This is a genomic window from Cellvibrio sp. GW822-FHT04B05, assembly GCF_058800985.1.
Map to the genome: position 1 here is coordinate 948325 of NZ_JBXAMU010000002.1, position 22157 is coordinate 970481.

A 22157-nucleotide genomic window follows, 5' to 3' on the forward strand; every position below is an offset into this window, starting at 1 on the left:
GGATTCATTCACCATCCCTTACTGATTGCTGATCTCCTATATTAAGAGGCATTAAATACAGCCCTCAAATCTGTATCAAGGCTAACTCTCTCCACGCACCCAATAGAGTTGAGCAAATACTATGCCCGATAACAGCGCGGCAGTGTTCGTTCGGTTCGTAACCGACCATCGTGTCGAAGTTAACTCTGATTAGTGTTAATAGATGATAATTATTATCATTTTTCTTGCCGAGAGCATAAAATGCGGACAAATCTCTAACCTGCGATTAAATCCGCCGGTGGATTCGATTAGTTGTTGGAACCAAAACCTATGGCTACTGCATCACCTACCCTTTCTACTCGCCATATTATCGGCCGTATCGGGGCCGGTATTCTGGGCGGTTATGTCTTTGTGTGGGGTGCCATCGCCCTGTTGCATGCGAGTCTGTATGCGCTCGGTATGCCATTTCACGATGCCGAACACCTGTCCAGTATTATCGGCTTCCTGTTGTACCTGAGCGTGTTCCTGTGGGCGTTTGCCGCCCGGAACCTGAACCGTGTATGGCTGATATTGGTTGGCGGTGGCTTGGTGATGGCTGCCTCGGCTTCATTGATACAGCATTTACTGGTGTAAGAGGAGAACCCCGTGCTCCAGAATTTCCGTTTATCCATGGCGTGGTTACACACCTGGTTTGGCCTGGTGTTGGGCTTTGTATTAATGGTAGTGTTTTTCTTCGGCGCGCTGTCGGTATTCGACCGTGAGATCGACCGCTGGGCAGTTCCCGAGTCGCGCTTTGAACCGCAACCTATGCCGTCATTCGACAATTTGCTGCGTCCGATTTTTGAAAAAATGCAGCCGACCAAAACGGATATCGAACAATTCAGCCCCCGTGCGAATGGCCCCATGCCGGAGCGTTACGACACGGTAGTTACCTGGGGTGCTTACACTACACACCGCGACCCGGTACTGAATATTTTTGCCGGTTATGAAGTGCCCAATGCAATCGATCACGAAGATGTCATTTTTACCAGCCGCACCATCGATCCGCGCGACGGCAAAGTTTTCCCCGATGACAGCCTCAAAATTGGCAGCCAGTTTTTCTATCCTTTGCACTACAGTTTGAATTTCCACTGGATGGACCTGGGCTACTGGATCGTCGGCTTTGCCTCCCTGATTATGTTGGCAGCTCTGGTGAGTGGCGTGGTCATGCATCGCAAATTCTTCCGCGAACTTTTCACCTTCCGCCCGAACAAAAGCACCCAACGCAGTACGCTGGATTTGCACAACCTTACCGGCGTGGTGGCTTTGCCGTTCCACTTTTTCTTTGCCTTTACCGGTCTGGTGATTTTTGCCGGCATCTACTTCCCGATCTCCCATACCCAACTGGAACCGCTGCATGATTTGCACGAACTCCACGAGGCAGAAGAAACCGGTTTGCCGCACGACCGCGCAGGCGTTGTTGCACCTATCGCCTCAGTCGATGCAATGGTTACTGAAGCCAAACGCCGCTGGGCCGAGCGCGGTATGGGCGGCGATGTAGGTTTCCTCGCGCTGCGCCATGTGGGCGATACCAATGGCTATGTGAGTGTTTACCGTGCCGGTACTGACCGTATCGCGCTGACTGGCGAAGGCATTCACTTCAAAGCCAGCACCGGGGAAGTACTGCGTGAAGATCCGCCGAGCACCCTGGTGGAAAACATCAACGAATTTCTGACCGGTTTACACTTACAGCATTTCCGTCACTGGATGCTGCGCTGGCTTTACGTGTTGGGAGGCTTGGCGGGTTGCGTATGTATTGCGACCGGATTCATCTTCTTCGTCGAAAAACGCAAGCGCCAGTACGTTAGACAAGGCAGCCAAAATGCGCGCGTCGTGGATGCACTCGCGGTTACTACCGTGACCGGCATGTTGATAGCCGCAGTGGGAATGCTGATCGGCAACCGCTTGTTGCCCGTTACTGTGCCCGAGGGCTGGCCACCGCGTGGCGATATAGAGGTATACATTTTTTGGGCGACCTGGGTTGTGGCTATGGCCCATGCATTCTTGCGTAGCGGCCCGGTGGCGCAGGCGCGTCTTAATCCTGCCTGGATCGACCAATGTCTGGCTCTCGCCCTGTTGGCGCCAGCGGCGGTAGCGCTTAACTGGATTACCACTGGCGACCATCTCGCCAAAACCATAGGCGAAGGTTATTGGCCGGTAGCGGGTCTTGATTTGGCATTGCTGGTAACCGCGGGCTTATCATTTATTGCCGCGCGCCATCTGCGTCGCAAAACCGCAACTGAAACAGTCGCCGTCATTAACGATATGGATGACGCGGAGGTGCAACGTGGATAATTTCCTGCTCGTAGCAGCAACGGTTTTGTGCGTATCCGGTATGGCCTGGCTGGCCTTGGCGATGGATGTGCACTGGAAGCAAGTTAACGATAGTGCGGCATCGGCGAAGACCGTCCGCACCTTGCGCAGCCTGGGTTACATCGCCCTGTTTTTCTCACTGGTGTGTTGCCTTGCGGTGGATCACGCCACCATGGCGTCGCTGGTGTGGATTATGTTACTTGCAGGCTCAGCGCTGACGGTGGCATTTACCCTCAGCTGGCGCCCGCGCCTGTTGCGTTTGTTCGCCCTGCCGTTCGCAGCGACGCAATAACAACCCAACGGGAATTTTCCTGGCTCAAGATAAACAGGGATCGCATCTGCAGCAAAACACCAGCTTAGGCTGATACAGATAAGTAAAAAAGTTGCAATATTTAAAGTACAGACTGTAATGCACACAGAGTCGCTATATCTTCCGGGGGAGCGGGCGGATATCAGGGTCTTCATATCAACCAGCGGTAAAAAACCCGATCACCTTAAAAATTGCGATGGTAACTCGCCAGAAACCTGCTTAAACACAGCGATAAACGCACTCAGGCTTTCATAACCTACGGCTAAAGAGGCTTGCGTAACCGACTCGCCTGCAGTCAATAACTTAATCGCAGCCAATACGCGCGCGCACTGACGCCATTGCACAATCGTCATTCCGGTTTCAGCGCGAAAATGGCGAATTAAAGTTCTTTCAGCCATATGTAATCGCTCAGCCCAATACTGCACCGGCAAATTTTCGGCAGGATTAGCGGCTAGAAAATCCGTCATCTCACGCAATTTTTTGCTTTTGGGTGCGGGTAAATACAGCTCGTCGGGTGCAGCACTACAGAGTTCATCCACCATAACCCACCATAAATGCTGGATTTTGGTTGAATCACTTTTACTCTCCACCATTTTTTGTGTCAAAACCTCAATGAATGGACTCGCGCGAAAAATACTGATGCGATTTGGCATTGCATGCGATTCTTCAGGCGGAACAAACACAGATATGCCTTCCATTCGACCCGACGAATAAAAACTATGGATAAAATCCGGCGGCAACCAACAGAGCCGACCGGGCGTCATAAAGCGCTCACCATCATCCGTTGAAAATACCGTGGTACCAAACCGCTGAAGCAAAAGTTGACCAAAGGGATGGCTATGAGCTTCATCCCGATAATTCTCTTGATTAAAAGTGACGCATTCAATCATGGCGACAATGCATTTTTATGCAGAAAAATACTGGCATCCGCAGAAAATTATTGGCGGATTCGAGCACAATGATAGTCACATATTCGATAGTTTACTATGACCATCATTCATAAACTGTATTCAAGGTGCCGGGATTTGCCGGGCACGAAATCCTCTACTGGATGACAGATTATGACGACACAATCCCCCAATATTGCCATTATCGGTGCCGGCCTGGGTGGCCTGATGCTGGCGCGAGTCCTCCGGGTGCATGGTATTGCAGCAACAGTCTACGAGGCAGAAGCTTCCGTGGATGCACGAACCCAAGGAGGTATGCTGGACATCCACGAATACAATGGGCAACTCGCACTCAAAGAAGCGGGGCTGTACGATAAGTTCCTTGAGATTATCCATCCTGGCGGCCAGGCATCGCGAATAATCGATCAGGACGGCAATGCTTTATTTGAAGAGTTCGACGATGACAAAGGGGGGCGCCCTGAAGTACTACGAGGAGAGCTCCGTCGAATTCTGCTTGAATCACTGCCAGCGGATGCGGTTTGTTGGGCGCATAAGGTCACCACAGTGTCCTCACTCGGTGGAGGGCGACACGCAGTAACCTTTACCAACAATACAACAGTAATTACCGACCTTCTCGTGGGTGCAGACGGAGCCTGGTCGAAAATCCGCCCGTTGCTCTCCGAAGCAAAACCGCGCTACGTCGGTACTTCATTTGTTGAGACCTATATGTTCAACAGCAATTCCCGCCACACGGCAAGCGCCGCAGTGGTTGGCGCTGGCGCCATGTATGCGCTAGCGCCGGGAAAAGGCATTGTCGCGCACCGCGAACCTAATGGAGTGCTACATATTTACGTGGAGTTAACAAAGCCGCAGGATTGGTTTGAGCGTATCAACTTTTCCAATCGCACAACTGCCTTGGCGTGTATCGCAAAGGAGTTCAAAGGTTGGGCGCCAGAACTGCTAGCGCTCATCACTGACAGTGAGACGGATCCTGTATTTCGCCCTATCTACGCGCTCCCAACCGCGCACAAATGGAATCGCATATTCGGGGTAACCTTGCTTGGCGATGCCGCGCACCTGATGTCCCCATCAGGGGAAGGAGCCAATCTCGCAATGTTCGATGGCGCGGAGCTTGGAAAAGCCATAGCCGCCAATCCTGGAAATATTGAAGCTGCGCTTATCGCCTATGAACAAGAACTATTTCCTCGCAGCGCAGCCGAGGCAACCGAGTCAGACATTATTTTAAACGTGTGTCTCGGCCCTGATGCACCACATAGCCTGGTCAATCTGTTTACCCGGCCGGTTGTGTAATTACTATCAGCATGATTTTTTTCCGTGGATCAAAGTTGCCGGATTATCAATGGGCGATCCGAATAAAAAATTGCTCTTGATTTTACCGAAGCAGCAACCCTGACGCTGAATAGCAATAGCCTGTTTGGTGAAGAATATTCACCAGCTTTCCAATACGGTAGCCCGCGCTATCTAAACGCGACATTCAGATATCGCTTTAAAAAAATGAAACAGGATGCTAAACACTTGTACAGTATTTTTGATGATTGCAAAGTACCTGGATGCCCTGAGTGGACCGCAATTAAAAATCAAACAAAAAACATCTGTCACCACACTATTTTATGCCTTCCCAGTAAATTAAATTCCGCCGAAAAATCAAGCGCTCAAATCCTCAGCAAACATAGGTTACCAAGTCACCAATTTGCCGGAGCCCATATGGCTCGGTGATTCCAGACGCATACACAGAGTTTGCGCACAATCTTATCCACAGCCCTGGTGGATAACATTGGCTGCATATCATTCATATTGCTTCATAAATAATATCCCGCTGTTTCAATTCGTGAAAACGGTCCCGCTCTTTTAAAAAAGCGCCGACACAATTGGTATTGATGAACTATCCTGTCTTTCATGCCACACCGTCACCTCATCCCAAAGCCAAGATATTTTAGACGCCATACCAGTTTCACAAGGGATGAAGAAAGGAATAGCCAATGCCACAAGACCAATTGTTGCGCACCACCTTCGCCAGCACTGTTGCGCTCAGTGTGGTACTTGTCGCACAACCATCCACCGCCCTGACCGCTGCCGATTATTTTGAGCTCAGCCTTGAGCAATTGCTGGAAGTAAAAGTTCACGCTGCCTCCAAAAAAGAAGAAGCTATCTCCAACGCCCCTGCCGCGGTGTATGTCGTCACCAATGAGGATATTATCCGCTCCGGTGTCACCAGTATTCCCGACGCATTGCGGATGGTGCCGGGCATGCAGGTCGCGCGCACTGATTCCAACAGTTGGGCAATTAGCATTCGCGGCTTCAATAGTGCCCTCGCCAATAAACTCCTGGTGTTGATTGACGGACGCACCGTCTACAACCCGGTGTTCGGCGGCACATTGTGGGAAGCCCACAACCTGATGCTGGAAGATATCGAACGTATTGAAGTCGTACGCGGCCCCGGCGGAACATTGTGGGGCGCCAATGCAGTGAATGGAGTGATCAATATCATCACCAAACATACCCGCGATACCCAGGGCAATCTCACCAGTGCCGTTTACGGCAATGAAGAGCAAGGCGCATTGAGTTCACGTCAGGGTGGCACTTTCAGCAACAATGGTACTTATCGAATTTATGCCAAAGGCTTTAAACAGGATGCATCGCGTAAACCTGTTATTGCCAGCGGCGACAATCAAGATACCTATGATGAGTGGGACGGATTCCGCACCGGTTTTCGCACCGAGTGGGCAGAGCAATTCACCCTGCAAGGCGATGCCTATCGCACCAATGCGCAACAACTGCGCCCGCACTTTTCATTGATTGCACCCTTTGCACCAATCGAACAGCAATTGATTCGTTATGAAGGCATTAATCTATTGGGGCGCTGGATCAATAAATATCCCGATGGCTCACAACTCAGTGTCCAAACCTATATCGACTGGGCCAAGCGTGACGAACCGATTAATTTTATTGATGACCGGATGACCTACGATCTGGATGCGCAATACAATTTTGCGCCGTCGCAGCGCCATGAAATTATTGCCGGTACCGGCTTTCGTTTTTTAACCGATGACCAACGCGGCGATAACAACACATCCTTCTCGCCGCAAAAACGTCGCAACAATCTCTACAGCGCCTTCGTGCAGGATAAAATCACTCTCGTACCTGACACCTGGTTTTTAACACTGGGCGCGAAATTCGAACATAACGATTTTTCCGGTTTTGAAGCCCAACCCAATGCGCGTTTGCAATGGCATCCTGACCACAATAAAACTGTTTGGGCAGCGGTGTCCCGAGCGGTGCGCACCCCGACACCACTCGAAGAAGATGTGACCAGCACACTCCTTACTACAACCAATGCCAGGGCAGCCCTTATTCCCAACAACGGTTTTAAATCCGAAGAACTGACGGCCTACGAACTGGGTTATCGCCACCAATTAACCAACGCAATATCGCTTGACCTTGCCGCGTTTTACAACGATTACCAACATCTGCGCACTACCACCGTCAGCGCAGAAAATGTCGCGCTGGTTAACAACGGAGTAGATCCAATCCACCTGTTAATTCCGTTCATGTTCACCAACGATATGAAGGGAACATCGGACGGCATTGAAGCCGTGCTGAGTTGGGCAATACATCCTAATTTAAAGTTGTCAGCCAACTACAGCTATTTCCATATAGTACTCACGGCGCTTGATCCAACCCAGGAAAGCGATGAAAAATTAGCACCCGAACATCAGGCAGGCTTAAAAGTATTCTGGAATATGAGCGATCAGTGGACGCTCGACGTCACCACTACTTATGTCGATGATTTGCCGATAATCGCCGTCGATAGCTATGTACGCATGGATATCAACCTCGGCACCCAGTTAAGCAAATCGCTGCGTATAAACATTACCGGACAAAATCTGCTCGACCATAACCAACGTGAATTTAGCGGCATTGACGATATTAATGCCGGTGAAATTGAGCGCAGTGTTTTCGCCAAATTAACCTGGCAATTTTAATTCCCCAAGACTTTTTGTCACATTTTTCCCCATGATCGTCACTCGATCATTAATTCCGTATTGACGGTGGCGAGATAAATTTTCTTCCGCTTCTCTGTAAATATCCATAATTGTGAACTTGATCAATCCGAACTGTCGTCTAAGTTTCCCACAGAACCTGTACGGTCTTTTTTGGCGTAAAGTCGAACGCAAAAACACCGCTTTGGCGAAAAGTCAGACTGGTGTTTTATTTTCAGCATCGTAGACTCAACTCCCCGGATAGAAATCTAATCGCGATAAACGCATCGCATTTTTATTCGTTCAAAAACATTAAATCGTTTTTGGCAGATTTCAATCAACCTGAAAATCTTGATATGTGGAGAGTGAAAGTGACGAAAATTAATAATCAATCCGTTTCCCGTGCCAAGGCGTTTAACGCTTTTGGTTTGTCTGCAGTATTAGGTGTAGCTGCCTTATTGGGCACAGTTGAAGCAAGTGCCCACGGTTACGTTTCCAGCCCCAAAAGCCGTGCATTCGTATGTACTCCCGGACAAAGCGGTAACAGCGCGCCCGCTTGTATCGCAGCCGCAGCCGCAGGCAATGCGAGCCAGTATGAGCCTCAATCCGTTAACATTGGCGGCGCTAATGACAATCACCAGGCCCTGATTCCCGATGGCAAATTGTGTAGCGCAGGTAAAGGTGGCTTTGGCGGTTTGGATCTCGCCCGAAATGATTGGCCGGCAACAACCGTAAGCGCAGGCCCACTCGCCTTCGTTTGGACTAACACCGCCCAACATAAAACGGCTTACTTCCGCTACTACATCACCAAAGAAGGTTTTAATCCTGGTGCAGCACCATTGAAGTGGTCTGACTTGGTACAAATCCATCAATCAGCTCCTGCCGGCCAGGAAGCAACCTCTACACACATTGTTAACCTGCCTGCGCGTACCGGTCGCCACATTGTCTACAGTATTTGGCAACGTGATATTTCCGATGCGCCAGAAGGTTTCTACCAATGTGTAGACGTGGTTTACGGTACGCCGCCTAACAGCTCATCATCGGTTGCGGTAACCTCAAGCTCGACTCCTGTGGTTTCTTCATCCAGTGTTTCCAACAACACTTGTGCTGGCTTGCCAACCTGGAACGCCAATACTGCCTATACCAATCCTCAACAAGTCCAGTACAACAACAGACGTTATTCTGCTAACTACTGGACTCAGGGTAACAACCCTGAGTTGACCAACGGCCAATACAACTACTGGCTGGATTTAGGTGCGTGTGTTGGCGGTGGTACATCCAGTGTTTCATCCGCGATTGTTGCCAGCTCATCAAGAAGTTCCGTGAGCAGTTCACGCTCCTCCTCTTCTGTTGCACCTAGCAATTGCTCATCACCAGCATTTGTTAACGGCAATACCTATGCAAATGGTGCACTGGTACAAAACGTTGGCAATGAGTACAGCTGTACCGTCGGCGGCTGGTGTTCACAAGGTGGCGCTTATGCCCCAGGCACTGGCTGGGCATGGACCAACGCTTGGTCGCTGGTACGTAGCTGCCAATAAGTTCTCGTAGTTAAACTGATGTAGAAATAAAAAACGGCAACTTCGGTTGCCGTTTTTTATGCGTCGCGTTTATCCACAAAAATTATGGACAACTCTGCGAGCGAACCTTTGCCCAGAGCGAACAGGAATTTAATTCCGCCATGGTGTTTTCTTGCAAATTTATTTTCATAAAACCAAACTGCACGGTATTTTTTTAAGTGATAGTCTGTGGATTTATTTTTTCGCAGCAAAACCAAAAAAACGCGACTTACAAACTGTACAGCGTACGAAGTGCGCGGTGCTTCAGCACCACAAAGCCGCGATTTAAATTCTGTCCAGTGGAGCGAAGCGGAACGGTGTTTGGCCACTTTGTCAGGCCAATGGACTGCCACAATATAGACAATGCTCAGCATTGAAAGATGTAATTCGACCACAGTTGATGCAGGGCTCTTCATTAATGCTGAAAATTTGCTATGGAAACCAATATCAAGCCATTTGTATATTTTTTGCGAGAGCACTGAATAAAGCTCTTGGTCATTTTCGATCGTGCACGACCATAATACTTCAGAGCTAACAGATATTAGTTCAATGCGAAATAGCTCGTCTTCATGCGAAGGCTTAATTGATACTTTTAAATAGTCAATTTCTTCGTAAGAATACCTCTTTCTATGCTCTCTGAAAAAAGCCTTTTTTGTAACTACTTCAACTTTGTCAGGCTTGGATACTTCAAGGGATTTATAAATATTAGAACCCTGTATGAAAAGTGCGTTGTTGCTTTCCTGAAAATTTGGCATTTATTACCCTTATGCCTAACACTTGAATTAAGCCGCATCGGCTTGAATGAACTGTTAGGGCGCGCCCGACTACTCATGCTGAAGAATATTGATAAGCCTTCCGAGTGGATCCCTGACATAGAACCGGCGAACGCCCCACGGCTCACTAGCGGGGCCGTATTCCAAGGAAATTTTGGCTTTCTGAACTCGGCGCAATGCCTCATCAAGATCGTCTACCTCAATGGACAGATCAGGTACTGGAGTGCCGGAACCGCCTTGACTAGCAAAGCTGACTTGTACTGCCATTTTGGCGGAACCAGAATACGTGCGAATCCATCCATGATCCATGGCAAGTTCAAGACCAAGAATGCCCCGATAGAAATCGTCCACCTCTGGCGGCTCGGAAGTCGGGATATTGGCAATGATTCGTTTGACTTTCATATAGATCCCAAAAGTGCTGACTGTGCGTCCTAACGTATAGCGCAGGGGCGAGTTGTAAGTTGCGCATGCAATAAACTTAGCGCAGCGATATGCATAAGAGTTACCTGCAATTCGTCAGGTGCAATACCTTGTTATAAAAATTTTAGCACTCAATGTTTATATTAAACCGTTCTTGATTCTTCAAAATTTTGTATGCTCTCCAGGTTGCGAGGCCAGTTCGGCCGATACGCACAAAATATAGACGACGTATTTCGGAAAACGTGACAAGACCCTGTTCATGAAGAGCTGCATCCAGCAGCTGAAGTACTCTAAGGGTTGATGGCTCAATCTTCGAATGTATCATTTACAGCCTGCTGTAAATCCTCAAGCGCTTTTGACCGACCATGTTCTTCAATTATGCACATACAAACATTTGTTGGATGTATTGGGCTAGCAGGGTCAATTCCCCACACATGAGTTGAGTAAAAACTAGATACGCGAGTAGCTCGTTGTATTCACGCTCGCGCTCTGGTGACATTAGTCGAGACATATACGCTTGCAGCAGTTGCGCGTTCTTTTTCGCCTCGACTGCCTGTGATTGTTAGGTGGGTGTCACCACCGTAAATTTTAATTTAGGCAACATTCTTTTCTGGGGTTCGCTATAAACCTCCCCAACTTTCAATGCTCCTTTCTTTAAATAAAATCCTTCAGCATCCGGGTCAGATATGATGTAGAAGTTGGATATTTCTAATGTATTACATTCTGAAAGAATCTGCTCAAATACTAGATTGCCATAACCCTTGCCAATGGCTTTTGGCAATAGCCAAAGGTGATCAAGCTCATCACTATCGCCTTTCACTATGGCGAAGAATCCAATCACTTCTTTATCTTTCAAAATTATTTTGACTGTATTGCGAGTAATATACTCTTCTTCAAACCTTAAATTAGATCTCCATTTCTCAAGTTGCTCTTGAGAATAACCCCAATAGCCCTTCGATGTGATTAACGTATCTCGCAGAAGCTCGGTATGTTTTGCTTCGGCATCTATAAAATTGAGCATTTCTTTACACCTAATGCCGAGTTCAGCGACGGCTTTTAAGTCGCTGCATAAATATAATAAAAAGCTTCAATTTTCAGAAATTAAACATGAATGGCCAGATACAACCTTCCAACCATTTTTTTCGACATTACTCCATACCCGTGTGAAACGAAATTTACCTGAAGTTGGCACTCCATTGTAACTACCGGAAATGTCTGCCTGAGTTGTAACAACCGCGCTACTCCCCAATTCAATAATTTTCAAATTTGAAAGGAATATTGAGTTTATTACAAATATTTTATTCCTATGAGAGTCCATGTCCTCAGATTTTGAAATAACCTGACCGAGATGATTAGTGAATATTAGCTGTTCCGAAAGCAAATTATCGAGTGTAGCTATATCGGAATTGCACATAGCTAATCGTAACCGCTCTTCTAATTCAAATATTTCAGAACTCATAGTTCTCCTTGTTTCTAGATTTGCCTAACGTTGTGTTCAACCGCAGTTTGTAAGTAGCACATTGCGATAAACTTTGCGTAGCAATTCGCCAAATGCGCTACTTACACACTGTCGAGTGGAGGCGCGTAGCGCCGGAATGGTGCTGGAACACTTGTTAGAAATTATTCTTCGATGCATGAACTTTGGTGTTTATAATCTTCTACAGCAAGACAACCATGCCCCAAATACCATGTGTTATCACTGCGACAACGCCCCGCAACTTCTTTTCCCTCTTCCGGGTTCCAGTTTACAGACAGTACGCATTCTCCTTGACACTCGTTACTGCTATAGCACTCTTTACCACCGTCTGTATATTTTTCTCCGCAATATTGATACCCACCAAGATTGATGTAGGGTTCCCCGCCTTTCATGCGGCAAAGCGAACTTTGAATGCTCGTACATGAAACAAGTATAAGACTAATAACCAAAATTGAATATGAGTGAAGATGTATCATGATTATTTTCTAATAATTTATTAGACAGCCTTGGCCGGTTATCCCTCTGCCGTATATCACCTCGATACGAGATTCAGCAAAGGGCTGATGATGTCTTAAATATCAATTAGTTGAAATTGATATTGGGGTTTATCAAAAATGGAAAACCGGCTTGTGTTGTATGTGCTACGCCGGTTATCACTTTTACATGCTATTTCGAAGTCAACATGACTGCCTGTTCTTGTTTTCTTTTGTGAAGATATATAAAACGGGTTTGGAGTGGTATACGGCGGCGGCCAGTTAGCGGTTATTTGTGCGCATCAAATATCATGTTCAATACACTGGCGTCAATTACTACAACTAACCAATAGCTAAATGATTGTTGTTGTGCAACAGCATAGTTAATGGCCTATGGATGAAAACCATCAATAACGATGTCGATAACGAATTAGATAGCTTACATCACACACAATCGATAAAGTGGTTAAATTAGAAAATATCGAATCCGGTACCAATAATCATGTCAGAAAAATTACACGTCAAAGAATCTTCCGGATTATTGACATTCCTCAGTGTTCAATTGCAAGGTTGGGCACGCAGCAAAATTAAACAACGCTTACAAAGTGGTTGTGTCATTGTGAATGGTACATCCATTACACAACATGATTATGCGCTTAATAGTGGTGATGTGGTGGAGGTTGGAGCAACCGCTAAAATTTCCAATAGTTCACCATCACAATTGGAAATTTTATATGCTGACCGCGACATAATTGCCATTAATAAACCAGCCGGTTTGCTATCCGTAGGTACTAGTAAAGAAACCCAACAACACGCCTTGGCAATTCTGCGCAACCAATTATCGCGCCGTTCTCAAGCAGTAAAATTATGGCCCGTAAACCGAATTGATCGCGACACCTCAGGCGTATTGTTATTTGCCACTTCCCGCGAAATACGTGAAGCGGTGATGGACAAGTGGGATGAGGCGGAGAAAATTTATTTAGCAATTGTGGAAGGCTGCCCAATCCCTGCAGAAGGAACAATTGATCAACCTTTGCGTCTTGATGAAGTTGAATATCGCATGCATGTGGGGGCACATCCAAATGCAAAACCTGCCATTACGCATTTTAAAACCGAGCGCACCAACGCTGAGCGAACACTTTTAAAAGTGCAATTGGAAACGGGGCGCCAACATCAGATACGTGCACATTTATCCTGGTTGGGGTATCCGGTGGCAGGTGACCAACGCTATGGCACCGCAGGCACTCGCATGGGGTTGCATGCGTGGCGATTAAAAATCATCAGTCCAAGAAGCGGAAAAGAACTCACCTTTGAAACTCCTGCCCCTGCGGATTTTTTTGCGTTAATGAACCAAACAAGATCAAACGCAGCGAGTAAAAATCCAGGCACCAAAACTCGACAATAATAATTTCTTTATCAGTCGAAAAACCAGCATGGCTGGGCAGTGACCTCAAGTCTCCAAACCGGCTCGACAACTGATAAGCTCCACCATTTCAGGTGGAACTTATCAGTGATCTGCCCATCAATTCAATTGAAGGGCTTTACCTAACACAGCACTACTCACCAATATTAGGCCGATCGAGAGTTACATGGACGTGATTGTTATGCACGGCATTGTAGTTAACCTCGGCGTTAGCCCAAGCCGCCAAACCCAAATTCAGCGTCACAGTTACACCGTTGGCTGTTCTTGTCACTTCACCGGATTCAATCAGCGATCTGGCCCAACCATTCGGCAATCCTGATCCTGCACTTCCAATTGCGTAATACAACCGGTTTACTGAGGCGAGGTTTGCAAGGGCATCCAGTCCAGTCCTGGTAGCGGTAACGAAGGCGACGAGCCTGGCCCGTGCTGCAACAGCATCTGCCGGTGGAGTTGGATTCACTGTCCCATCAGCATTGAAGATTCCCAACGCCGTAATGACATGCTGTCGCAGGCGGTTATAGTTATCGGTACCGCTTGTTGCATTGGGGAATCGATAGAAATGGTACGTATCAATGTCTGTTCCAAATTGATGCGTGTTGTGCCCGATATCCCTGCCGTGCTCTCCGGAAATGTCATCGACTTCATTGATGAGGCCTGAGTTGGCCTGGAGCCAATTGTAAGTTCCCCTCGCACCCCATGCATCCCCACCTTGATCCCTGGTGCCATATCTCCCCGGCAGCTCCCCTGCAAGGTTCCACAGCGAGCGTCTACCCGTAACAATGAAGTCTGCATCTTCCTCCGCTCCGGAGCCATCAACCCCTTTCACCGTGAAACGGTAGGATAAATCCCTTGTTGGGGGAGGGGCGGCATTAATTGTTGATGCAGGAGTTGACATAGTGACGCGGACTTTTAATTTGGCCGAAGTGTCCGTCTCTTCAAGAACCTCAACATCCGTTCCACTTGGAATTACCACCTCGTCCAACACATCCATCAGGTCCGCCGCACCAATAACAGTAACACTGATATTGCTCAATGAAATATCTTCCGACTTCTCAATGTTAAGTGTGAATGTGCGCTGCAACCTGTTGGAATCTCCGGAGCCGGGAATGCTGTAGAAAGTCCCGTTATTATTGGTAGTAATCGTATCAGCGGTAGCGCTGGTTATCGTTAACTGCGGTGCGCCCTCAATACTCGCACTGACAATGGTTGTTAAAGCACTGTCACCAACATTCATGGCTGTGGCGGCCAACTGGAGAGTGATCCCTGAACTCGCCGTTAACGATGACACATCAATCACTTGCCGGATATCACCCGTCGTAGAGTTCGGCAGCCACGTCGGAGCCTGAGTTAATTGGGAATTAACCTGGCGAGTAATATCAAACAAGCTGCCAGACCCGGAGGTCAGTGAAAGCGACCATACATCGTTATAAACACTTTGCTGGGTTACATAATATGGATATTCGGCAGAATAAACGTTGTAAACCAACTCAACAGATTTGGTTCCTTTCGCAATAGGATATGAATGGTTGCCATTGACTTGAACATTTTGAGCGCCTGCCGACACCACCAAATCATAGGCAATACAATTAAATGAGAATAGCGTTACGGCACTTGCCAGAACAAATGGTATTTTTTTCATGATGCACATCCTTGATTACAGGGGAGTTGAATTAATCACGGGAACATTGGCTGCAATGTCGGCGGGACCTCTCATGGTGACTTTCAACTGCGTATTTCTCGTAAGTACTGCTACGCCCTGTGCTATGAATGAAACATTATTGTCAACGGTTTGAGCTTTAATAGAGACATTTCCGGCAGGTAAATTTGGCAGTGGAAAAGTGCCATCAGCAGCAGACTCAGTTTCAAATTCAATATCCGTATTCAAAATCGATATTGTGAGCGGCACGCCTGAAACCTTCAGCGTCGGATTAGAGGGTGGAGCAACAAGCTGCCCCAGGACTTTAAAACGTGAAATATAGAATGGCACCTCTGAAAAATGGGACACGCCATTTTTATCCAGGATTTGAGCAAAAATAATTTTTTTACCGTTAGCGCCATCTATTTTTGAAAAAAACTGATTGGATAATGCACTGATAGAACCATCTGGTTTTCCAGTGAACAGAGACGTGAGGTCAACAATCGCTCCGCCGGCTGGATCGCGGTATTCAACCACCTCAATCAAATCCGTTTGTACCGGCTTTTCTGCTTCAAAAAAACGTATTGCAATTTGCTGGGTATCATTGGGCAGCATCAGATGATGCAACCGATCCAACCGCATTGCAGACCCGGTCGATAACTCCCCCGAATCGCCTACTTCCACTAAAACATTTTCAGTTCCATTACCCGGTATTACAAAAGCCGAACCAATATAATTGGGTGGCTGGCTAATACTAATTGCCTCGGTGGATGAAACAATTTTTACAACAGCTTTTCCTGAAGAATCGGTTTTTCCAACAACAGCATTGTCGGCTTTTATTACAAACCCTTCACCAACCGCTTCACCCCCATTCTCCTCATTAAACCTTGCAGCGACCTGGATAATACGCGAGTTATCATCCCTGAGTTCATTAGCAACAACGTAAAAATCAGCCCTGGTGACCGTGTTGCCAAGATTAACGAATCTAACCGGTACCGCCAGAGATTGCTGGGGTGCCAATTTAAAATTGGGAAGTGCAACCTCCACATAGGGTTTACCCTCCGGAGTCTTTCCGTAGATGTTGTAGAGACTGACTGATTTTGGAGAAACCGAATCAACCGCAATACGCAACGGAGAAACCAAAGGATAAGCGCCTACATTTTTGATCGTTAATGTAGTATCAAATGTATTGGTAAGTCGATTGAGTAAAAATCCTGATCGGGTAATTTCAACAGTATTTATCTTTTCAACCGCAAGAGACTGAAATGATAAAACGCCCATGCTCAGAAAAATACAAATTGAAAATTTTGATATCCATGATTTCATTTTAAACCTCCTGGTTTTTCATTCTAAATAAAAGCAAACTGGACATAGATAACAGCAATAGAAGCAAGCCATTTGGTTCGCTAACCGTAACCTGTGGATCAATAAAACTTACATCCCATACAAGTGGCAAAGTAGAAAGAGAGGTAAAAGCCTGTAAATTGCCATTATCTGCACCTGTCGCAAACCAATTAAATAATGCATGGGCTCCTAGAGGATCAGTTGTCGGGACGAGCGGATTAAAGTATTCATCGCCATATAAATACACGCCAATTGAATCCAGAAATCCATCTATTGACGGTGCGTTATTTGAAAATAAAATAAGGAAACTGAGTGACGTAGCGTTCTTTAGCGATAATGCAACACTATTGAGAAAGCTATTGTCGCGCAGTTCATAACCGGAGGAAGTAGAAGTGGCTGAACCGGTCAGTTCCTTGAGCACTATCAATCCATCAGATGAAAAAGAAGATAATGTCAGGGCGTTAGAAGGACCATCACCGTCAATGAAATCAATGTATAACTGGGCGTCAGATGAAATTCCACTAATGTTGACTTGCATTAATCCTGCCGAGGCAGTTGAGGTAGTGAAGAGAAATATCAAAAAGGAGAAAAACTTAAACAGCGGCTTATCCATAATTCAATCCTTTGGAAATGTGCTGCCTGGAATTTACCAGGCATAGTGATGATAAATAACTAATAACTAATAACTAACGCGACTGATTATTACGATTGTGGTTTTCCCTATCGTTATTCTTGCAGCGTTAGCGCGCATATAGTGATATAGCCTTCATCAAAAATCCAGTTAAAATTTGTACAAATTTAATTTAAATATTACATTGGCAAAGTCACGTTTAATGACATGAAAATCAACAATTTATACCGTGCAATGCGTGAGTTATTACTTATTAAAGTACTCCACCAGAAATGCTGGCTGGTAAAGTTTATACATGGAAATTAATACACATCACGCAAATAACGCTTTTCCATATTTAATTTGCGAATGTAATTGACGGTTTCTGCCTCGTCGAATTTTCCGTATTGCCGGATAATATCACGCAGGGCTTGATCAACATCTTTAGCCATGCGGCTTGCATCGCCACAGACGCAAAAACAAGCGCCATTTTCCAACCATTCCCATACCTCGGCGCCGCGTTCGCGCAGCCGATCTTGCACATAAATTTTTTGTGTTTGGTCGCGCGAGAAAGCGAAGCTTAATTCATTGAGCACGCCGTCTTTCTGGAATTGCAGTAATTCATCTTGATAATAAAAGTCAGTGGCGGCATGTTGCTCGCCGAAGAACAACCAGTTTTTACCCACATCGCCGCGCGCTTGCCGCTCTTGCAGGAAGCCACGGAATGGCGCAACACCAGTGCCGGGGCCAACCATAATTAAGGGCGTATCGCCTTTTTCCGGCACATGGAAATGTTTACTTGGCTGCACAAAAATCGGCGTATCAACACCCCCGGCACGATCCGCCAAAAAGGTCGAGGCCACACCTTTGCGAATTTTTTTACTATCGCGATAACGACTGTAACGCACCGCCGCTACAGTGAGATGAATTTGATCGGCAAATGCTTTGGGACTGGATGCAATGGAGTACATGCGCGGTTGCATGCGCTTTAGCAATGGAATTAATTCATCGACACTCGCGCGGATAGGAAACTCTTGCAGGATATCGACCAACTGGCGGCCATAAAGCCACTCTTGCAATTCGATTTTATGTTCTGCACCCAACAAGGTTTTTAATTCTTTGCTGCTGGCGCGCTGCGCAATAAAATTCAGCGCCTCCAGACTCGGGCGGCAAATTTCATAATGTTCAATCAATGCCTGATGTAAGGATTTTTCGTGAGCATCAACAACTACCGGTGCATCTGCATTTAAATTCAGCGCTTGCTCTAACTCAAACACATAGTCCGGGCAATTTTTTGGCCAGATGCCCATTGCATCTCCTGCCTCGTAGGTAATGCCAGATTCGCCCAAATCAAAACCGAATTGCCGTACATCCTTACCTGAGCCGAGCGCGCTCAAACGCTTATTGATAATCAAGCGCGACGGATAGGGATTGGCTTTGGTGTAAGCCGCTATTTGGTTTGAAGATGATGCGGTAGTTGCACTCATGGGCGATGGCTGATTTGCAGCATTGGTTAAAGGTGCTAATTGTTCTTTGAGCCTAGCAAACCATTCATCTGCCGGTGTTTCATAATCGCTATCGCAATCGACACGTTCAACCAGCGCCCTGGCACCCAGCGCTTGCAAGCGCGCAAATAATTTTTTTCCGTGCCCGCAAAATTGATCGTAATTGGAATCGCCCAGCGCCAGTAATGCATATTGCAACTTATTGAGATCGGGCGCTGATTCGCCATTCAATTGGCTCCAGAAATCACCGCCATTATCAGGCGCATCACCATCACCAAAAGTGCTGGTGATAAACACAACGAGTTTGTTGGCCGCTAATTTTTCAATCGAGTAATCATTCATGGATTGGACATTCACTGCCCAACCTTGCACCGATAATTGCTGCGCAAATTTTTCCGCAAGGGCTTCCGCATTACCGGTTTGCGATGCCCACAACAAAACCAACTCCGGTTTTTCCATCTGCGAGCCAGCCACCCCCAAAGGAGTTACACCAATGGGCAATACACGACTAAACATACCGGCGAGCAAACCATTTACCCAAGTGAGATTGCCGGGATTAATCGGCGCATCTACAGGCAACGTAGGAACGGCAGTCATTAATGTAGCCGTTGCTTGCAGGCCGCTGATATAGCCGCTCAAATAAATTCGTTCCGCATCAGAAAAATTGGGTGAACCAATTTCCACTACGCCAATTTTTTCAGCGAAGGATTTAATTAACGTCATGCAAGTTTCTTCAGCCACGGCGGCGAAGGCCGCGGGGCTGGTGTAATCATAATTCGTGTTAACCGGTTGCCCGGCAGATTGAATATCGTTTTCCTCAGCAAATACTTCCACTCGTTTGAGCGCAACCGCAGCAACTTTTAATTCCGGCTGCTGGGAAATTGCGTCGATTTTATCGCTGGTGACAGTGTTGATGCAGAGATTATCGCCGTAGACATCGTTCCAGTGGATCGGTGCAAAACAACAACCGGGTTGCACTCTATCCGTCACAATCGCTGGCAAAATTGCATAGCCACGGCGCGAGCGGATCTCCACTTTGTCTTTGTTTTTGATGCCCAGTTCAGTGGCATCCTGCGGATTAATTTCTACAAAAGTGCCGGGATTTAATTTATTAAGCGTGGGAATTTTTCCGGTCTTGGTCAGTGTATGCCATTGATGTTGCACACGGCCGGTATTGAGTACCAAGGGAAATTGCTGGTCAGGCATTTCGGCGGGATCTACATGCGGGCGCGCATGGAAAATAGCCTTGCCGGAATCAGTCGCAAATTGCAGCAGTGGTTTGCTGCCATCGGCAATTAATTTTAATGGTTGATTGATGCCGGTATTCAAATAGCGGATGGGATTGCGTGTAGAAGTTTCATCGGCGCAAGGCCATTGCAGAGGTGACTCGCGCAGACGGGTGTAGTTTACGCCGCGCAAATCGTAACCGGTTTTGGGATTGTAGCTTTGTTTAATTTCTTCAAACACAGCTGCCGCAGACGTATAACTGAAGCCTTCACTAAACCCCATTTCGCAGGCGACACGCGCAATAATTTCCCAATCCGCCATGGCTTCACCGGGAGGATTTACCGCTGCTTGCATGAGCGTGATATTGCGCTCGGAATTAATCATCACGCCTTCCGCTTCTGCCCATAACGCACCGGGCAATAAAATATCGGCGTAGCGATTGGTTTCAGTATCGAGGAAAGCATCTTGCGCAATGACCAGTTCGGTGCGTTGCAAACCTTCAATCACTATTTTGCGATTGGGCACAGAGGCAACCGGATTAGTGCAAATAATCCAGCAGGCTTTTATTTCTCCCGCGGCCATGCGTTCAAACATATCCACAGTACCTTTACCTAATTTGGTACTGATGGTGCCTGCAGGCACACCCCACATCTGCTCAATAAATTCGCGGTCTTTTTCCACCAGCAAACTGCGCTGCCCCGGCAAGCCCGGTCCCATATAACCCATCTCGCGCCCACCCATGGCATTGGGTTGGCCGGTGAGCGAGAAAGGCCCGCTGCCGAGACGACAAATTTTTCCGGTCGCTAAATGCAAATTGCAAATTGCATTGGTGCTCCAGGTGCCGTGGGTACTTTGGTTTAAGCCCATCGTCCAGCAGGTCATAAACTCAGGTGCAGTGCCGATCATCCCGGCCGTTTTATGCAGGGACTCGATGGAAAGACCGGTAATGTCGCTGACTTTTTCCGGTGTGTAATCGGCTAAAAATTCCGGAAAGTTTTCCCAGCCTTGGGTGTATTGCGCGATAAAGTCCAAATCCGTTTTGCCATTTTTATGCAGCAAAAATAACAGGCCATTTAATAACGCGAGATCAGTACCGGGCTTGATGGGTAAATACACATCGGCTTTCTCAGCAGTTGTTGTACGGCGCGGATCAACCACAATTAATGTTGCACCGGCTTTGACGCGATCCATCATGCGCAAATACAAAATCGGATGGCAATCAGCCATGTTCGCGCCGATCACCAAAAATAAATCGCTGTGATCAAAATCCTGATAGGAACCGGGCGGTGCATCCGACCCGAATGACAACTTATATCCCGCACCGGCACTCGCCATACACAGGCGTGAATTGGATTCGATATTGTTGGTGCGCACAAAACCTTTCGCGAGTTTATTGGCGAGGTATTGGGATTCAATCGACATCTGCCCGGACACATAAAAACTGATTGCGTCGGGGCCGTGTTGGTCGAGAATTTCACGCAAGCGTTTGGCAGTAGTGCTGATTGCTTGCGCTATTGGTGCCATTACCGGATCACGATTGCGCTCGGTACGCAAAAAAGCGGACTCCATGCGGCCGGAGTTAACCAACGCCTGGGCACTGGTCTGGCCTTTGGTGCAAAGCCGGCCAAAATTGGAGGGATGATTTTTATCGCCCGACACGTTGATGACTTTTTTGCCATCCGTCTCCAAAACCATGCCGCAGCCAACACCGCAGTAGGGGCATACCGAGCGCACGGATTTACCATCACGCTTAACAATAGGCTCGAAAGCGGGCTTAAGAACAGGTTCTGACATAGATTGGCAACTCCTCATTAAGAGGGGTTTAGCAAGCGGTATGCCATTGACTTTTCATGGGTGTTTTTTGTATCCGCGATTCACCAAAGCAGTTAAAACCACCAGTAAGATTCTGATCTTATTGAATTTTTTATAACAGACTAAACGCTATCTGAATTATCACTGTCATTCGCCGCCCATTTCCCGCCATTTTTTGCCCCGGATAAAAGCACATTTTCGAGCGATGGGCACAAACATGTTTTTGATTGGTGCGCATTTAAAATAGACACGCGGCAACCTCTTTCTACCACCATCCGAAAAGCACCAAAACAATGCATGCCATTTTGTATAGCCATTACTGAAGGATCAATAAACCACCCCAAAGTGCCGACTGGCGTCATTCATTAT

Annotated in this window: 16 protein-coding genes; 7 read left to right on the top strand and 9 right to left on the bottom strand. The window is 47.1% G+C overall.

The window, feature by feature from the left end; all coding sequences use genetic code 11:
• Window positions 1-309: 309 nt before the first annotated feature.
• Genes AC1RJL_RS09610 through AC1RJL_RS09620 form a run of 3 tightly spaced genes read left to right on the top strand, consistent with a single transcriptional unit; the run spans window position 310 to window position 2623 of the window.
• Window positions 310-612, top strand: a complete 303-nt coding sequence (locus AC1RJL_RS09610) for an iron uptake protein (protein WP_492913299.1) — start codon at window positions 310-312, stop codon at window positions 610-612.
• 12 nt (window positions 613-624) lie between these two features.
• Window positions 625-2313, top strand: a complete 1689-nt coding sequence (locus AC1RJL_RS09615; protein ID WP_492913301.1) for a PepSY-associated TM helix domain-containing protein — start codon at window positions 625-627, stop codon at window positions 2311-2313.
• On the top strand, window positions 2306-2623 hold the full coding sequence (locus AC1RJL_RS09620) for a DUF3325 domain-containing protein (RefSeq protein ID WP_492913303.1): 318 nt from the start codon (window positions 2306-2308) through the stop codon (window positions 2621-2623). Before AC1RJL_RS09615 ends, AC1RJL_RS09620 begins: the two co-directional genes overlap by 8 nt.
• A 197-nt stretch (window positions 2624-2820) precedes the next feature.
• On the opposite strand, the gene AC1RJL_RS09625 is transcribed toward AC1RJL_RS09620, so the two are convergent.
• Window positions 2821-3531 (bottom strand): AraC family transcriptional regulator, encoded by a 711-nt coding sequence (locus AC1RJL_RS09625; protein ID WP_492913305.1) that lies wholly within the window; start codon window positions 3529-3531, stop codon window positions 2821-2823.
• A 171-nt stretch (window positions 3532-3702) separates the two neighbouring features.
• Here AC1RJL_RS09625 and AC1RJL_RS09630 point away from each other — a divergent pair, with 171 nt between their 5' ends.
• The 3 genes from AC1RJL_RS09630 to AC1RJL_RS09640 all read left to right on the top strand — a co-directional run bounded on the left by AC1RJL_RS09630 (window position 3703) and on the right by AC1RJL_RS09640 (window position 9070).
• A complete protein-coding gene (locus AC1RJL_RS09630) occupies window positions 3703-4839 on the top strand; it encodes an FAD-dependent oxidoreductase (RefSeq protein WP_492913307.1) in 1137 nt (378 codons plus the stop codon).
• A gap of 689 nt (window positions 4840-5528) precedes the next feature.
• Window positions 5529-7532, top strand: a complete 2004-nt coding sequence (locus AC1RJL_RS09635) for a TonB-dependent receptor plug domain-containing protein (RefSeq protein WP_492913309.1) — start codon at window positions 5529-5531, stop codon at window positions 7530-7532.
• Between the two features lie 368 nt (window positions 7533-7900).
• The gene (locus tag AC1RJL_RS09640; RefSeq protein ID WP_492913311.1) at window positions 7901-9070 is read left to right on the top strand and encodes a lytic polysaccharide monooxygenase auxiliary activity family 9 protein; all 1170 of its coding nucleotides are present in this window, start codon (window positions 7901-7903) and stop codon (window positions 9068-9070) included.
• A gap of 56 nt (window positions 9071-9126) precedes the next feature.
• Here the strand turns inward: AC1RJL_RS09640 and AC1RJL_RS09645 are convergent, their stop codons facing one another.
• The 4 genes from AC1RJL_RS09645 to AC1RJL_RS09660 all read right to left on the bottom strand — a co-directional run bounded on the left by AC1RJL_RS09645 (window position 9127) and on the right by AC1RJL_RS09660 (window position 11740).
• Window positions 9127-9843: a hypothetical protein gene (locus AC1RJL_RS09645; RefSeq protein WP_492913313.1), complete on the bottom strand. Its 717-nt coding sequence runs from the start codon at window positions 9841-9843 to the stop codon at window positions 9127-9129.
• A 69-nt stretch (window positions 9844-9912) separates the two neighbouring features.
• Window positions 9913-10263, bottom strand: a complete 351-nt coding sequence (locus AC1RJL_RS09650) for a VOC family protein (RefSeq protein WP_492913315.1) — start codon at window positions 10261-10263, stop codon at window positions 9913-9915.
• 580 nt (window positions 10264-10843) lie between these two features.
• Window positions 10844-11302: a GNAT family N-acetyltransferase gene (locus tag AC1RJL_RS09655; RefSeq protein ID WP_492913317.1), complete on the bottom strand. Its 459-nt coding sequence runs from the start codon at window positions 11300-11302 to the stop codon at window positions 10844-10846.
• Window positions 11303-11368: 66 nt separating this feature from the next.
• Window positions 11369-11740, bottom strand: a complete 372-nt coding sequence (locus AC1RJL_RS09660) for a nuclear transport factor 2 family protein (RefSeq protein ID WP_492913319.1) — start codon at window positions 11738-11740, stop codon at window positions 11369-11371.
• A gap of 993 nt (window positions 11741-12733) precedes the next feature.
• Between AC1RJL_RS09660 and AC1RJL_RS09665 the strand changes: the two genes are divergently transcribed.
• A complete protein-coding gene (locus AC1RJL_RS09665; protein ID WP_492913321.1) occupies window positions 12734-13636 on the top strand; it encodes an RluA family pseudouridine synthase in 903 nt (300 codons plus the stop codon).
• 151 nt (window positions 13637-13787) lie between these two features.
• Here AC1RJL_RS09665 and AC1RJL_RS09670 read toward each other — a convergent pair whose 3' ends face one another.
• The 4 genes from AC1RJL_RS09670 to AC1RJL_RS09685 all read right to left on the bottom strand — a co-directional run bounded on the left by AC1RJL_RS09670 (window position 13788) and on the right by AC1RJL_RS09685 (window position 21770).
• The gene (locus tag AC1RJL_RS09670; RefSeq protein WP_492913323.1) at window positions 13788-15293 is read right to left on the bottom strand and encodes a hypothetical protein; all 1506 of its coding nucleotides are present in this window, start codon (window positions 15291-15293) and stop codon (window positions 13788-13790) included.
• Between the two features lie 15 nt (window positions 15294-15308).
• Entirely contained in the window at window positions 15309-16616 is a 1308-nt protein-coding gene (locus AC1RJL_RS09675; protein ID WP_492913325.1) for a hypothetical protein, read from the bottom strand.
• A 1-nt stretch (window position 16617) separates the two neighbouring features.
• The gene (locus AC1RJL_RS09680) at window positions 16618-17247 is read right to left on the bottom strand and encodes a hypothetical protein (protein ID WP_492913327.1); all 630 of its coding nucleotides are present in this window, start codon (window positions 17245-17247) and stop codon (window positions 16618-16620) included.
• 320 nt (window positions 17248-17567) lie between these two features.
• Window positions 17568-21770 carry a bifunctional nitrate reductase/sulfite reductase flavoprotein subunit alpha gene (locus tag AC1RJL_RS09685; RefSeq protein ID WP_492913329.1) on the bottom strand — a complete coding sequence of 1401 codons (4203 nt, stop codon included), beginning with the start codon at window positions 21768-21770 and terminating at the stop codon, window positions 17568-17570.
• Window positions 21771-22157 lie beyond the last annotated feature (387 nt).